The sequence below is a fragment of the Lunatibacter salilacus genome, assembly GCF_009797935.1.
Taxonomy (GTDB): domain Bacteria; phylum Bacteroidota; class Bacteroidia; order Cytophagales; family Cyclobacteriaceae; genus Lunatibacter; species Lunatibacter salilacus.
Genome location: NZ_VOLC01000003.1, coordinates 49824 through 65651, shown reverse-complemented (window position 1 = coordinate 65651; position 15828 = coordinate 49824). Strand labels below are relative to the sequence as shown.

General features: G+C 38.7%; 14 protein-coding genes. 9 read left to right on the top strand and 5 right to left on the bottom strand.

Annotated features, from left to right (window positions below; all coding sequences use genetic code 11):
- Positions 1 to 278 precede the first annotated feature (278 nt).
- The gene (locus FQ608_RS05350; RefSeq protein WP_158856795.1) at positions 279 to 797 is read right to left on the bottom strand and encodes a metallophosphoesterase family protein; all 519 of its coding nucleotides are present in this window, start codon (positions 795 to 797) and stop codon (positions 279 to 281) included.
- A gap of 208 nt (positions 798 to 1005) precedes the next feature.
- Between FQ608_RS05350 and FQ608_RS05345 the strand changes: the two genes are divergently transcribed.
- The gene (locus FQ608_RS05345; RefSeq protein WP_158856794.1) at positions 1006 to 1986 is read left to right on the top strand and encodes a pyruvate dehydrogenase complex E1 component subunit beta; all 981 of its coding nucleotides are present in this window, start codon (positions 1006 to 1008) and stop codon (positions 1984 to 1986) included.
- Positions 1987 to 2068: 82 nt separating this feature from the next.
- Here FQ608_RS05345 and FQ608_RS05340 read toward each other — a convergent pair whose 3' ends face one another.
- A complete protein-coding gene (locus tag FQ608_RS05340) occupies positions 2069 to 4576 on the bottom strand; it encodes a TonB-dependent receptor domain-containing protein (RefSeq protein ID WP_158856793.1) in 2508 nt (835 codons plus the stop codon).
- 339 nt (positions 4577 to 4915) lie between these two features.
- Between FQ608_RS05340 and FQ608_RS05335 the strand changes: the two genes are divergently transcribed.
- From FQ608_RS05335 to FQ608_RS05325, 3 genes are all read left to right on the top strand, one after another.
- Positions 4916 to 5989, top strand: a complete 1074-nt coding sequence (locus tag FQ608_RS05335) for a sensor histidine kinase (protein ID WP_158856792.1) — start codon at positions 4916 to 4918, stop codon at positions 5987 to 5989.
- Positions 5990 to 6034: 45 nt separating this feature from the next.
- Positions 6035 to 6769, top strand: a complete 735-nt coding sequence (locus tag FQ608_RS05330) for a LytR/AlgR family response regulator transcription factor (RefSeq protein WP_158856791.1) — start codon at positions 6035 to 6037, stop codon at positions 6767 to 6769.
- A 212-nt stretch (positions 6770 to 6981) separates the two neighbouring features.
- Entirely contained in the window at positions 6982 to 7512 is a 531-nt protein-coding gene (locus FQ608_RS05325; RefSeq protein ID WP_158856790.1) for a hypothetical protein, read from the top strand.
- 29 nt (positions 7513 to 7541) lie between these two features.
- On the opposite strand, the gene ffh is transcribed toward FQ608_RS05325, so the two are convergent.
- A complete protein-coding gene (gene ffh / locus FQ608_RS05320; protein ID WP_158856789.1) occupies positions 7542 to 8882 on the bottom strand; it encodes a signal recognition particle protein in 1341 nt (446 codons plus the stop codon).
- A 561-nt stretch (positions 8883 to 9443) separates the two neighbouring features.
- On the opposite strand from ffh, the gene FQ608_RS05315 reads away from it, so the two are divergent.
- Genes FQ608_RS05315 through FQ608_RS05305 form a run of 3 tightly spaced genes read left to right on the top strand, consistent with a single transcriptional unit; the run spans position 9444 to position 10566 of the window.
- Positions 9444 to 9959, top strand: coding sequence for a DUF6508 domain-containing protein (locus FQ608_RS05315; RefSeq protein WP_158856788.1), 516 nt, complete (start codon positions 9444 to 9446; stop codon positions 9957 to 9959).
- Between the two features lie 9 nt (positions 9960 to 9968).
- The gene (locus FQ608_RS05310; protein ID WP_158856787.1) at positions 9969 to 10250 is read left to right on the top strand and encodes a hypothetical protein; all 282 of its coding nucleotides are present in this window, start codon (positions 9969 to 9971) and stop codon (positions 10248 to 10250) included.
- Positions 10251 to 10254: 4 nt separating this feature from the next.
- Complete coding sequence (locus FQ608_RS05305) at positions 10255 to 10566, top strand: hypothetical protein (protein WP_158856786.1); 312 nt, start codon at positions 10255 to 10257, stop codon at positions 10564 to 10566.
- A 45-nt stretch (positions 10567 to 10611) separates the two neighbouring features.
- Here the strand turns inward: FQ608_RS05305 and FQ608_RS05300 are convergent, their stop codons facing one another.
- Both FQ608_RS05300 and FQ608_RS27995 read right to left on the bottom strand, forming a co-directional pair.
- A complete protein-coding gene (locus tag FQ608_RS05300) occupies positions 10612 to 11802 on the bottom strand; it encodes a M50 family metallopeptidase (protein WP_158856785.1) in 1191 nt (396 codons plus the stop codon).
- 530 nt (positions 11803 to 12332) lie between these two features.
- On the bottom strand, positions 12333 to 12527 hold the full coding sequence (locus FQ608_RS27995) for a DUF2243 domain-containing protein (protein WP_394351635.1): 195 nt from the start codon (positions 12525 to 12527) through the stop codon (positions 12333 to 12335).
- 118 nt (positions 12528 to 12645) lie between these two features.
- Between FQ608_RS27995 and FQ608_RS05290 the strand changes: the two genes are divergently transcribed.
- Both FQ608_RS05290 and FQ608_RS05285 read left to right on the top strand, forming a co-directional pair.
- Positions 12646 to 14427: a tetratricopeptide repeat protein gene (locus tag FQ608_RS05290; RefSeq protein ID WP_158856783.1), complete on the top strand. Its 1782-nt coding sequence runs from the start codon at positions 12646 to 12648 to the stop codon at positions 14425 to 14427.
- Between the two features lie 80 nt (positions 14428 to 14507).
- Positions 14508 to 15779 carry a vanadium-dependent haloperoxidase gene (locus tag FQ608_RS05285; protein ID WP_158856782.1) on the top strand — a complete coding sequence of 424 codons (1272 nt, stop codon included), beginning with the start codon at positions 14508 to 14510 and terminating at the stop codon, positions 15777 to 15779.
- Positions 15780 to 15828: the final 49 nt, after the last annotated feature.

Below are 15828 nucleotides of genomic sequence, written 5' to 3'. Positions count from 1 at the left end.
CTGGTGCATTCTCAAAGTTTTTATTCTTACTGGCACCATGGTTTACATTAATTTCCCTATCTTTGCCCCTCATTTGAAACAACTTGTAATCACGAATAAAGATGGCTGTTACTACTTTAAAAAGAAAATTGAGAAGAAAAAGACAGGGCCAAAATACTAGGGTGCTTAGAATCAAACAATTAAGCGCCCAGCCTGTCATTAGAAACGTAGACGTGGAAGAAATTAAAAAAGGTTTCGCTGAACAAAAGTAATTCAGCCTTGCATTTTTGTATCCGGAATCAATAACCTGATTCCGGATATTTCCCCCTTCTACCCAATTCCACTACACACATATTTTTTACTCTTCCTGCATCTAGGTCAAAGGTCAGCATGGTCTTCATGCGGTGAAATCCTTGATTTCCGACTGCGCCTGGATTCACATACAGACAATCTACCTCCTTGTCATAAAGTACTTTACAAATGTGGGAATGCCCACAGACAAATAAATTAGGCTTTAGCGATTTAATTTTCGCCTTGATACCTTTGGCATATCGGGGAGGAGACCCACCGATATGGATCATCAAAATCCGCAACCCTTCCAATTCAAAAAATAGTTCGGCGGGGTATTTTTGTTGCATAGTATAGTCATCTATATTTCCGGTGATAATCCGCTTCACGCAGTCTGCTGGTAAGCGATGCAGGATTTCTTCCTGTCCGATATCTCCGGCATGCCATATTTCATCTACGCCCGCAAGGTGATTAATGATGTTCGAGTCCAAATGACTGTGCGAATCTGAGATAAGGGCAATTTTTTTCATTGTAAATGTGTAGTTGTGCCGTACATAATTGGCATGCATAGGTTGCTAATCAATGTGGCAATATTAAATCAAACATCCCAATCCAACAAGGGATTTCTACCGACACCGGTTCTCCAGAAAAAAGAATAAAGCAGTTAATTACAATTGTTAACTTGGTAATTGATGGATTCCTTTCTATTTTTACGACCATAGAAAATTTTGCATATAAATGAAAGAAATACAATTTAGAGACGCCATACGGGATGCCATGTCCGAAGAAATGAGACGGGACAAAAATGTCTTTCTTATGGGAGAAGAGGTAGCTGAATATAATGGAGCCTACAAGGCCAGTCAGGGAATGTTGGATGAGTTTGGACCTGAACGGGTATACGACACTCCTATTTCCGAGTTGGGTTTTTCGGGTTTGGGAGTAGGGGCCGCTATGAGTGGACTAAGACCGATCATTGAATTCATGACGTTCAACTTTTCTTTGGTAGCCATTGATCAAATCATCAACTCTGCGGCGAAAATGCGGGCTATGTCAGGCGGTCAATACGGTGTACCCATTGTGTTTAGAGGACCTACAGGCAATGCAGGTCAACTCGGAGCAACGCATTCCTCAAATTTTGAAAATTGGTTTGCAAATACTCCCGGTCTCAAAGTAGTGGTTCCATCCAACCCTTATGACGCAAAGGGACTTTTGAAGGCTTCCATTCGTGATAACAATCCTGTTATTTTTATGGAATCTGAAATGATGTACGGTGATAAAGGAGAAGTACCCGAAGGGGAATACCTTTTGCCTTTGGGAGTAGCGGATATCAAAAGAAAAGGAAAAGATGTTACAATTGTTTCCTTCGGAAAAATCATCAAAGTAGCCTATGAAGCTGCAGAAGTATTGGCAAAGGATGGCATTGAAGTAGAAATAATTGATTTACGCACCGTAAAACCGATTGATTATGATACGGTTATCCAGTCTGTAAAAAAGACAAACAGGTGTGTGATCGTGGAAGAAGCCAACCCATTGGCCTCCATAGCCACCGACTTGGCTTTCAACATTCAACGAATGGCATTTGATTATTTAGATGCTCCCATCTTGAGAGTGAATTCCATGGATATTCCCTTGAGCTATTCTCCTGTCTACATCGAAGCTACCCTTCCAAATGCAAAGCGCACCATTGACGCTGTCAAAAAAGTATTGTATAGAGATTAAAGACAAAGTTTCTTATTTAATAGAATAAAAAAAAGCACCGTAAATATTACGGTGCCTTTTTGTTATTAATACCCATCAATTATCAATTTTCTATCATGGTTCCACCACCACCCTCTTTGAGGTCTTCATTGGTGACCCCTCTTTTCTTTCTCCTTGGAGTGCCTTCTACGCTGAGTTTTCCAATTCTATAGGAAAAGTTAATCTTAAAATTCATATTTCTCAGGGAGGTAACGCTTTGCTGCCTAATGGTCGGAGTGAACAATTCATTCCTTATTCTGAATTCTGTTGTAAAAAAGTTTTCAGCTCCAAATCCTACCGTACCGCGTTTTTCGTTAAACTGTTTGTTTAGACTGAAACTATAGATCCCAAATCCACCTGCTGTTCCCTGTAGCTGGACTGTTCTGCCTCGGTAGAATGAAAACATTTGTATTTGCCAATCTTTAGGAAGAGTATAGTTCCCGAAGAGTCTTCCGCTAACCACAAAACCCTCATTTGAAGCCGCATACAAAGGATCATCCAATCCATTATCCAATTTGGCATAATACGTATCAACACTTCCGTTAAGGGAGAATTTACCACTGACATTTACGTTGGAAAATACACTTAATCCAAATGCCTGCTCCCTACCTATATTTTCATATGTGGTAAATATGATGTCATCATCCTGAACTGTCCTTAGCGGCTGTATGGATCCGGTAGTATTTCTAAAGTACGAGGTGAAGTTCAGTGAGGATCCTTTAATATAAGTGCTATATGACATTTCATAATTGTCTGTCAATTCAGGGTCCAATAAGGGATTGCCTTGTGTAATCTGTAGGGGATTGGCATCCTGAATGTTTGGATTAAGGAAGGTTAGAGAAGGCCGTTGTATTCTTCTGTTATAGGCTCCTTTGATCATATTACCATTACCCAGCTTTCTCCCTATATTTACGCTTGGGACAAAAACACCGTAATCCGGTATGTCTGCTGGCAATTCAGAATTTTTAAAATCTGCCTGAATGGTCGTGTACTCATACCTTAACCCTGCTTTTAGGGTATAATTTTCCAAAAACCCCTGGGTGAAGGATAGATATCCTGCACTAATATTCTGGTCGTAGTTGAATTCATTTGAACGAACCACATCCGTTACTTCTTCAAAAGGTGCATCTGCTCCATCCGCAACATAGTAACTGAAATCACTAATTGCTTTCCGAAGGATGTTTTTGGCTCCGTACTCCAGAATTTGATTTTTGCCATCTCCCAAGGGGGTAACATAATCAAGCTGAATAGTAAATTCCTCGTTGATGCCGTCGTTGTCATTTCTTATTCTGCTAACAATTTCATCAAATGAGGAATTGTAGAGGCTATTGGTAAAATCATTTGTTAGATTGTTTCTACTATAAAGCGTTGATATGGCAAATTCTTTCTGTGGCTTCTCGTAGGTTTTGGTGTAGTTGAAATTGAAGTCAAAGGAATTAGATAGGTTGTCCATTCCTACATCCCGAAGGAGTGAATTCAACAACACTTCTTCCCTGTAGGTTTCTGTTAATAGGCCGTCTTGATTATTCCTCATATTGCGAACACCTGTGCTTAGTGACGCAGTCATGAAATTGTACTTATTGATATCAAAATCCCACCCCAGGTTGTACCTGCCGAACAGCATATTGTTTCTTGTATCAGCGGACTGAGAAATTTGAGTGTTTATTCCATCGGGATCAATTAACGTCTGCTCGTTTTCAAAAGAACCCAAAATATTGTATCCAGATCTACCGAACCCGCCCAGATTCCAACCCATTCTTCCCTTTTTCGCACTGGCATTGACCCCTAAATTTGATCCTCTTAGGCCAGCGCTGCTGTTCACATTAAGAGAAAACCCCTGAAGCTTATTCTTTTTAGTTATTATATTGATAACACCGCCAGTGCCTTCCGCATCGTATTTGGCAGAGGGAGAAGTGATTACCTCGACAGATTTGATTTCCTCAGCAGGGATCTGCTTGAGCGCTTCAGCAATATTATTAGCTACGATTGCCGACTGTCTGCCGTCAATCAATACCAAGATATTACTGCTTCCCCTCATGGATACGTTTCCGTCAAGGTCAACGGATAGCATCGGCACCCTTCTTAATACATCGGCTGCATCTCCGCCAATGGTGGTAAGATCGTTTTCGGCATTATATATGGTGCGGTCTACCCGCTCTTCGATAAGCTGTCGCTGGCCTTGGACAACAACCTCCTGCAGACCCACTGATTCTTCCTCCAAAAAAATGGACCCAAAATTAAAGTAATTATCGCTAGCGGTAACAGTAAATTCTTTTGGATCTGCTGCCGAATAACCCATAAAAGAAACTCTGAGTTTATACTTGCCGTCTTTAAATCCCGTAATGAAAAACTGGCCGGATTCATCGGCGACGGCGCCTGCGATGTTTTTCTCATTCTCGCCATCTAGCAAAATAACGGAAGCATAGGAAACTGGCTCCTGGGATTGCTTGTCCAGGATTTTCCCTGTAATTTGATATTCCTTTCGGCCTTTATCCGCTTGCTGGGCAGCTACCCAGCCAGTGGATAAAAAAATTACAAAAAAGGCCAATAATGTTAAATTTTGCGTTTTCATATTAATTTGATAATTGAAATGGGTTAATTCAAATCCTGACAAAACAAGTCATATTTCCCACGCTATAAAAACGTACTCGATAGGATGGTCAATTTCCTAGACGAAAGGCACAAAATTCCATCCTAGTTGGAAATTGATTCCCTATTGTTTGTTTCATCGACAGATCCTCGGTATCTATAGGTACAAACTGTTAAACTGACTATTACCGATCATGTTTTCAAAACTTTATCCTAATTTTGTGAATAAGACGGCTGGGAAACATATCCGAACTTTAAAGTACTTGCAGCTATTCACCTATTTAAAAAGGCTTCCAGTCTCAGCCATATTAAACACCATTCAATGAGACCGACCATTTTCAGGAAAAATCTAACCATTGTATTACATATTTTAACGTGGCTATTGATTGCCATAGTTGTATTTATAATCAATCCACTTTCATGGAGGGTTGATTTACCGATGGAATTCTGGGTTAAGCAGGCTATAATCTTGTCTATATTAATAGGAACTTTTTATGGCAACATCCTATATATGGTGCCAAAGTTTTTATTTTTAGGGAAAATTTGGCAGTATTTAATATTAGCTGTGATCGTTGGAACCATTTTTCTTCTCATTACCCACCTCTATGAAGATTGGGTAAACTTTCCCAAATTAATGCATGAGGCTTTTCGTCCAGGCATGCGTCATGTAGCTAAGCCGAGGAATTATACTTGGGACGTGGTTTTTTTCCTGCAATATGCCTTGAGTATAGGCGTAAGCACCAGTATCGCCGCAGTTCAGAAGTGGCAGATGGAGGACGGGGTACGCAGGCAGTTGGAGGAACAAAAGATAAATTCGGAACTTTCTTACCTTAAGGCTCAAATTAACCCCCACTTCTTTTTCAACACGCTTAATAATATCTATTCTCTGATCAATTTCGATGTTGAAGAAGCGAAGACAGCCTTATTAAAACTTTCCCGGATGATGCGGTATGTATTGTATGAAACTGAGAAAGACAACACGCTGCTCAGCAGTGAGATTAATTTTATCAAAGACTATATTTCCCTCATGCAAATGAGGGTGTCTGATAAAATAAAGATGGATATATCTATCGAAGAAAATTTTGATGATGTCGTGATTGCTCCGATGCTGTTTCTTCCATTTATCGAAAACTGTTTCAAACATGGAATTAGTTCCAGCAAGGAAAGCTTCATTCAGGTACAGGTAAGTATCAGTGGAAAGCAGCTCAAGCTTACAACCAGAAACAAAATTATAGCGAAAAATCAGGCAAGTCCAGAATCCAATCAAAAGGGCATTGGTATGTCTAATACCATAAGAAGGTTATCTTTGTTATACAAAAACAAACATTCTCTCCATATCGATGATACTAATCCTGAAAATGAATATCGGTTGTGGTTAAAGATCGACTTAGGATAAGTCTGTCCTGTCAAAATTATATGTTTGAATACCAGATGCACTATCATGTTAGAAAAAAAAATCTCCTGCATAGCTGTGGATGACGAACCGCTGGCTTTGGCACTATTGAGCAGATTTATAGAGCAAACCCAATTTTTATCTCTTGAGGGAAAATTTGACAGTGCTATTGAAGCATTAAATTATTTAAATAAAAATGCGGTGGACCTTATTTTTCTGGATATCCAAATGCCTGATCTCACAGGAATGGAATTGGCAAGGATCCTTCAGGGAAAAGCTGCAAATCAGCAGCCTAAGATAATTTTCACCACTGCCTATAATCAATTTGCTATAGAAGGATATAAAGTGAGTGCGTTAGATTATTTGTTGAAACCATTTTCCTATGAGGAGTTTTTAAGGGCAAGTAGTAAAGCGTATCAGGCATTCGAAACGAATACCATAGATGAAGTGGGAAATAAATTACCCTATATATTTCTAAAGGTGGAATATCAACTTCAAAAAGTATTTTTGAAGGAGATAATCTGTGTAGAGGGGTACAAAGATTACGTAAAAGTCCATCTAACTGGTAAACTGCACCCTCTATTGTCTCTTACTTCCTTGAAAAATATGGAAGAAATTCTCCCGAAAGATCAATTCATGCGAATTCATAGGTCTTTTATCATATCCTTGGATCAAATTCAGTCGGTAACAAGGAACAACGTAAATTTGGGAGACATCAACATTACCGTTAGCGACCATTATAAAGATAATTTTTTAAAATTTATGGAAAAATGGATAAACTAGCCATTTTTGTCATGGTTTTTGCTTAAATGTATAATACAAAGTAAACGACAGGCCATTCTATGTTTTCTTCGGGTGGTTTCCCTTTAGCCTACACTAAAGGTTTAACAGAATTAAATAGGCCTTAGATAAAGGTTCAACCCAAAAAACCTCTGGATCTATCATAAATACAAGATGTGATCTACATCAATATTATTATAAAAAATTGAAAAGTCATGAAAAAATTATGGATTGCAATTATTATGTTACCAGTTATTTTCAGTTGTACCAACCGTTCTGCAGAAGACCGGTTCATCTTCGAAGACGAACGAATCCTAGATATGGAGACTGGTGATGAATACTATATCAATAAAATGGATACACTTACCCTAGTGAACATCGATGGGGAATCAAGTGAAATCGTAGTCACTGCTACTCCATTTTCGGATAGTGATGAATTGAACAAAATGATGGCTTCTTACAAGGAGAAGTTAACCGAACGAAAAGATGCTCTTTACAAAGACCAAAAGGACAAAATTAAGGCAGAACGGGCAGAAAGATATGCCGAATATGATGATCAGGAATTATTGACTCTATTCAATAACATGCACAGTGAGGATGATCCATACGAACAACAAATGGATGTAATAACTGAACTGGTTCGGAGAGAAGCAGTGTTAGAGACTGATGCTGCCAAACTTCTAGAAGTCGACTCCGTGACTTTAGATTTTGACATTGACTATACCGTATCGGAAGAAACGGAATAAAAAAAAAGCCTCGCGATGCGAGGCTTTTTTTATCTTCTACCTAATTTTTTGGGGTCTAATGCCCCCAGTGCCTTTTTAGCACCACCCATATTGTTCATCTGCTTCATCATCTTTTTCATATCCGAAAACTGTTTCATCAAATTATTGACTTCCTGAATAGTCCTTCCACTGCCTGCGGCTAATCGCTTTCTACGTCCCCCATCGATTATTGCGGGATCTTCGCGTTCTGACGGTGTCATGCTTCGGATAATGGCCTCAATCGGTTTAAAGGATTCGTCATCAATATCCATCCCCTTCATCGCCTTTCCCATTCCAGGTATCATGCCCAAAAGATCCTTGATATTCCCCATCTTCTTGATCTGTTCTAGTTGGGAAAGGAAATCGTCAAAATTAAACTGATTTTTACGGATCTTGGCATTAATTCGTTTTGCCTCATCTTCATCAAACGACTGTTGAGCCTTCTCCACCAATGAAACCACATCCCCCATGCCTAGAATACGCTGAGCCATCCTATCCGGATAAAACAGGTCCAGATTTTCCATTTTTTCCCCAGTGGAGATGAATTTTATGGGCTTATTTACCACGTGGCGTATGGATATCGCTGCCCCTCCCCTACTATCTCCATCAAGTTTGGTAAGAACCACGCCATCGAAGTTGAGTCTTTCATCAAAAGTTTTCGCAGTGTTGACGGCATCTTGCCCCGTCATGGAATCGACTACAAAAAGCGTTTCAGAGGGTCTGATTTTTTCCTTTAACTCTGAAATTTCATTCATCATCACCTCATCCACTGCCAACCTGCCCGCTGTATCTATTATGACAGTTTTCTTTCCCGTTTTCTTAGCATGTTCTAATGCATTTTGGGCAATTTCTAAAGCGTTTTTATTCTCGGGTTCAGCATACACTTCTACCCCTATTTGCGATCCCAGTGTTTTAAGTTGCTCTATCGCTGCTGGTCTATAAATATCGCAAGCTACCAAAAGCACCTGACGTCCCTGTTTTTTAAGGTAAGTGGCTAATTTGCCGGAGAAAGTTGTCTTACCAGATCCTTGTAGGCCGGAAATCAAAATAATCGAAGGATCACCTTTAAGATTTATATCTTCTTTGGATCCACCCATGAGTTTGGTCAGTTCCTCCTGGGTGATCTTAACCAAAAGCTGCCCGGGAGAAACAGCAATAAGCACATCCCTTCCTAATGCCTCCTCTTTGATTTTATCCGTAACTTCTTTGGCTACTTTATAATTAACATCCGCATCTATCAAAGCCCTACGGATTTCTTTGACAGTGGCTGCAACGTTGATTTCAGTAATTGAACCGGTACCTTTAAGTGTTTTGAAGGCCCGGTCTAGTTTAAAACTAAGATTGTCAAACATTTTCTATACCATTGTTTAAGTCACAAAAATAAAGAAAAAAACTTCTTAAAGTGGAACGGGGAGGATTTAATCCCAATTAGGGATTGTAAAACAGGCTTAGTGTCAAATTCTTTTTATAATGCAAGTAAAAAAACATGACCAAAGTCAGCTTTTCTTCAATAAAATCTGAAAAAGAAGTAGAATTATCCGACAAAAAAATTGGATCGCTGCAATATTTTAAAAATCCGGTCAACTTTCAGTTTTTTCTGTAAATTTTTTTAAAAAAGTTTACCAGTTGACCATCTCATTCTGAGCCTACAGCGTATATTATTTGAAAAAACGCAAAAAGATGTATTTACTATGCAAAAATACCCCGATTAGGGTATTTTTTTGCTAAAAAAAAAATTGTTACTTACACCTTGAAATAGGTTCAAATATTGAAACCTGCGAACATAATAAATCTGATATATACTAAGAATTTGTCTTTAACCTTGAATCCTTGATAAGGATAATTAAGATATTCATAACCGTATAAATTAATCTTGTTTATTTTGTTATTTAATAACTAAAACAAGATAATTTATGAAAAAAACAAAACCTCAAAATCCTGAAAAAATGACACAAGAATATACTCCCTTATTTATACCCATTGTGAGCTTCCCCGATCATTGTAGAAGTCTAAGTCTAGCAAACCTAAGACCACTCACTGAATTAATTCATGAAATGGAGTTTAAGTTTTACAAAGCGGAAAAATTACTCGGTATCATGAATTTCGCTGATACCCCTTACGAGGTTTTGGATCTCAAAGGTATCCACGTAAGACTTCTGGACTCTGTATTGAAACTAAGACTGGTACCACTATTCGACTGGCAATCTTGGAGGTTAGAAGCCGAAAATTATTACGCACAACCAATGAAACTTTATGGATTAGATGCTGAAACTTTGGGTAAGATTATGACCGTGTTATTACGGTCTCAATCCCTTTATGACGAAAATTTTTTAGAGACAAAAATAAAGGATCGGTTTGTCCTGCACTTATTGAAAGCTGTTGTTCAATCAATCGAAACCGGTAGATTTTCTTCCCCAGTTGGAGACTAATGGGACGAAATGGTGCTAACACCCATAAATGGGGAAGTATTTTTTGCCATTATAGATGAGGAAGAGCAATCCTTACAAAAGGTAATACTGGAAGGATTCGAACGGGCAAACGAGTTTATTGTTACCTATCGCGTGGGTGCTGGGGCAACGGTTTCCCCTCAAAACACAGAAATTGTGAGACTGGGAAATAAACTGATAATCACAAATCCCACCTTCAGTAGGATTGCAGTTTACGATTTAGAAACTAAACCTGAGCTATTACGACTGCCAACCATCGCTGACTGCAAGTGAAAAAATGGGTGAATATACCGAAGAGGTAAGTTCACGGGAGGAATTTGAAATCCAAAAAATCAAGATTGGAGAGGAAGTGACGTTTTTGCCGTTGATGAAAGATTCAGCTAGTGAAAACTACGTAAGGCTTTCCATTATCGGAAAGCCAAGAATTAATGACAAAGGCTTGCCTGAAATAAATGATCATCAAGTATTCGTGAGTATCCTTAACGGCTCCTTTGAGGTAGTTAGAGAAGCTGAACTAACTGATGGGGTAGGCAAGCTTTTTTCGACTCCCATCCCCCAAAGACCATTTATAAAAGACGGAAAGATATAACTATATTTAAATATGAGTGATGAACTGGCATTTGTCCGATTGGGTCTAGACTATAATTAGACATTTTTCTTTAATTCTCTCGTAAAGAAATTTCTCATCAAGATCCAACACGTTACTGTTTAGGTCAACAAACTCCATATATTTTTTTGCATTTTGATTATCCCCCAATCCCGCATATGCGTATCCAATATACATTGCTGCCGAAAGAGATTGATTGTTTGGCAGATTAAAATCCACATCGTTAGTGATAAGTCTTAAGCCTTCCTCCAGTTGGCCTTTCTCTATCAATATTGATGCAGTCGTACCCCTAATGAATTCATTATTTTCAATAAATTGATTTGTAAGCTTTGAAAATTTATCTGCTTCTTCCAGATTATTAACAAGCAAATACTCCCAAGCAAGTGCGTTATAGATAATGAATTTAAGATTCTTAAAAGCCTCTTCGTCTATGGAAGGCAAGAGATCACACATCAATTCAATAGATTTCTGAAAATAACCTAATTTCATATATGCTAAACTCAAAAATAAATTTAAGTATTTAGAATTTTTGATTTTGGATTGTAAATCTTCGTAAATTACAATCGACTTTTCAAATTCTTTTGATTCAAAATAGTCCTCAGCAACAAAAAGTTTGACTGACGCTAAAGACTCTTGTAAAGTTGACTTCTTGAGAAAGGTTATTTTTAAGATTGATAGACCATCAGAGTCTATTTTTACTCCTTGAATCTTCGTGTAGGATGGTAGTAAAGAAAAGATGCCAAGTAAAAGATTTGCAAGTGCAAACGTTGCGGAGAAATAAATGGCTTCCGGATTGATAGATAGAAGAATAAATGCAAATGCAACTATAAAATTAGCTAAAAATCCCCCACACGCGTAAAATATAAGTTTACACCTTATGAATCTTGTATCCTCAAATTCAGAAATAATAAGTCCACGATCCAATTTTGAATTCAAAACCAATTTAACACCCCTAACGTTGAACTGACATACCTTGTCTCCGTTTCCGAATATGATTCTCCGTGGAATTCCATTGACCATCTTAGCAAATATTAAATGCCCAATTTCATGAACAAATATTGCGAATTTTAGCCCTATTAAAACCAGAAAAATGTTAATTAAAATAATGCCAAACGTAAAATAACTATCTCCCAACAATAATAGCAAAATTGCAACTATAAAGATAGCCCAATAGCCTTTCGGAATAATTATGAATATTATTTTTTTGGTTAAATCCATTTTTCAACGATTATTTAATTTTTAGACATGCTGATTACTCCAATAGTGTCCGTTGCTTTGTATTGTTATATATAAAAATTATCAATTTGTTACCTAATAAATTTTAGCTCTTTTGTACTCTATCAAGTAGTAAGGTTTGCCAAATTTTCATTCCGCCTTATGGGAAAACTCCATGATACCATGCCCTAGGATGAACTGGCCGCCTGCTGCGGGTTTTTATGAAGTTGTTAACACTTCAAGAAAGAAGAAAGATAAAAGAAAACCCAAAACTTACAAGGCTTAGTCCCATTCAGGGGCAATTGCATCATTTCAACTTTCAAGCCGATTGGGATAATGTTCCCGGCTAGAAATTATTGAAAATTCCGTTACCATGAATAGATTCCGCTTGCTAAAAAACCATAGTTACAATAATCTGGATTTTGAGAGAATTCTTTAACATTGTTAAATTCAAGAATGTGGTGGTGAATAATTCCTTAAACAAAATTAAAGAGGCCCCAACCAGCAAAAATCCCAGCCGAAACAAGTTTCGGCTAAGGGTATATACCTTTCTTTCTTAGTAAACGTGTTAGGGAAATTACCCCAATAATGACAGCTGTCAATGTGAGCGAGTAAAAAATACCGTCCCAAAACATATTTACGGACTTATTAAAGACTGTGTCGGCAGGTGATTTGTTTGTAAACATTCCGTGCCACTGCAAAATCTGGTGAAGCAAAATGCCATCTATAAAATTTTGCCATCTGATAGTATAATCTGATAGTTAACCGCTTAAATACTTATAAAACAGGTGATTGAATAAATGCATTTTTGGTAAATTTGTTATTTTTGTAAAACCTTTTTTTCCTATGCAAAACCAACATGCTATCCCATTAGCTATATTCCCGTTTGAAGATCTTTCTTCCCAAAAAGAAATTAATATTTTCTGCAGGTATTTCAGCGAGGATTTGATCACTGAGCTTTCCCGATTTCGCCAACTGAGTGTGATAAGATATCCCAATGGTGTCATGCCTGGGGACATCCCTGATTTATCAGGCACGTTAAAACCGGCCTATTATGTACAGGGAACCTTTCGAGCGGATAGGGAGGTAGTTAAAATCAACGTGCAGCTTTACGACAGTGAAAACAGGCGTTTGGTATGGGGCGATAGACTGGAAGGGCATCTTCATGAACTAAATGATATTCAGGACAACCTGCTTAAAAGCATGGTGACAGTGATGCAACAGCAGATAGACCAAGATCTGCTATCAAAAATCAGACAGCGACCAAAAATTGCTTTTAGTGCCTATGAACATTGGTTAAATGGAATGGAGGAACTTAAAAAAGCATCGGTTGAAGCCGATTTAATCGCTCGGGAACATTTTAAGAAAGCTTTGGAGACACAGCCTGATTACGCACTTGCGTACACGGGTATGTCCTTGTCTTTCTTCAATGAATGGACGTGTCAACTTTGGGAGCGTTGGAATGTAAGCAAATCCGGGGCTTTTGAATGGGCTCAAAAAGCAATCGAATTGGATGATAACAACCACATAGCTACTATGGTCCTAGCTAGAATTTTTTTATATGAAGGTTCCTACAGCACGGCTGAATATTATTTCAGAAGGTCCTTAATGTTGAATTCCAATGATCCGGACACGCTTTTCCCGATATCACTTTACCTTGTTTACTTGGGGTTGGGAAAAGAAGCCCTAGAAGGGTATGAAAGAGGCTTGCAGCTTTACCCTTATTTTAGAGGAAATCAGTTTAGAATTGGGGGATTTATTTATTTCGAACTGGGGGAATACGAAAAGGCCGCCTCATTTATTGAAAAAGATCAAATGGGTAAAGCCTCGATTGCGGACTCTGATGCCTATTGCGCAGCTATTTTTTACCACCTCAAGCAATACGATAAGATGCAAGCTTACTGGAATGCTTTTCTAGGCGTATATAAAAGACTAATAGCTAAAGGCCAAGATTTTGAGCAGCAGGAGGCCATTGATTGGATTTTAAAATTGAATCCCCATCGTTACAAGACGAATTTGGAGGAATTTCTGCGTTTTATAAGCAAGGGCAGTTTTGAGAAATATCCCTTGCAAAAAGAAAGCGATGAAAAAATAAATTCTCAGGAAAATGCCTTTATCAAAGAAAATTCCACTTGGAAAATCTCTTATGATGGAACTACCATACAGACAGTTGAGGTAAAGGGGCTTTATGATATACAAAAATTGATAATGCAGCCGGGGCAGCTTTTTCATTGTGCGGAATTAATGGGTTCTACCCTGGAAGACTCTGGGGAAAAACTCATTGATGAAAAGGCCAAAAAGGAATACCAAAGAAAAATTCTCGAATTGCAGGGAGAATTGGAGGAAGCGGAACAATACAGCGATTTTGAACGGATTGAAAAGCTTCACGAAGAATACGATAAGCTTGTGGACCATTTATCAAGCTCCCTTAATCTAAATAAAAAGGTCAGAGAAACGGGCGGAACAATAGATAAAGCAAGGTCAGCAGTGACTTGGCGAATTCGAAATGCCATAGCCAAAATAGAACTAATCCATCCATTACTGGGTGCTCACCTCTCCAACGCAATTAAAACGGGCACATTTTGTACCTATAAGCCGGATAGAACATTGGTCTGGATAACTTGGTAAGTTTGCCGTCCTCACAATGTAAGTTCTCAACTTACGCTTTTTCTAGTGTATTTATTTTAAAACAAAAAAAATTAAATCACATGAAAAAGATTATGTTAGTTCTTACAGTTTGGACATGTATGATGAATTCAGCATGTACCACAGAACATTTTAACACACCAAAGATTGGGACTTTACCTAATGATGTAATTATTGATTGGGATGAGATTGCCTATCAGGCATTTGGCGGTGTTGCCTACCAACATTCATTGATGGCTTCCCGAGTAAATGCAATGACCCATCTGGCGATGCACGATGCATTGAATGCTATTTTTCCAGTTTATGAGAAATATGCATTTACAGGCTACAATTCTTCCGCAAATCCAATTGCAGCTGCTGCTAGTGCAGCCCATACGGTTTTGGTAGCTGAAATTCCGGATAAAAAAGAATTCCTCGACAATGCACTGAACCAATCCCTTGCGGCTGTTCCGGATTCGGAGCGGAAGGAAATGGGTATTCAGTTGGGTAAAGAGGCAGGACAAGCCATATTGGATTCAAGAGCTAATGATGGAGCAGCAGAGAACCCCATTAGTCCCGTAGCACCATCAGAAATTGGAGGAGTTTACCAGGCTGTACCGCCTTTCGATTTTATATTTGCCCCATTTTGGCAGGATATTAAGCCATTTGGGCTGAACAAGAAAGACCAGTTTCGGTCAGATCCATTTCCTTCCCTAGATAGCGAAGACTATGTGGAAGCGTTTAATGAGGTTAAAGAGATCGGAAGAAAGAATAGCAATACCCGTACAGAGGAGCAGACAGAATATGCCTATTTTTGGTATGAATTTTCAGAAGCAGGCTGGAATCGGGTGACCCGAGAAGTGGCTTTTGATAAAAAATTAGACTTACTTAAAACAGCTAGGTTGTTTGCTCTGGTCGATATGGCAATGGCCGATGCATATATTGCAGGCTGGGATTCCAAATTCTACTACAACTTATGGAGGCCCTACACCGCCATCCAAAAAGCTGACATTGACGGAAACGAGCAAACTGAACCAGACGTACTCTGGGAATCAGAAATGCCTACTCCCCCCGTTCAGGATTACCCCTCTACCCACAGCGCACTTGGAAATGCGGCCGCATCTGTTTTGGCCGGAATTCTGGGAGATAATACCAGCTTTAGCATGAGCTCTCCCACAGCATTGCCTGGAGCGGGTGAAAGAAGCTTTACCGGTTTTAAAGCTGCCGCTATCGAAAATGCAGATTCAAGGGTTACCGCCGGGATTCACTTTCGCTTTGCCTGTGATGCAGGATTGGAGTTAGGTGAGGAAATTGGGAAGTGGATGGTAAATAACCACCTTAAGCCTTTGAAATAGTTTTTGAAACCGGATGTTTTAAAAGTTCGAAATCCCTGTAAGGTAGTAG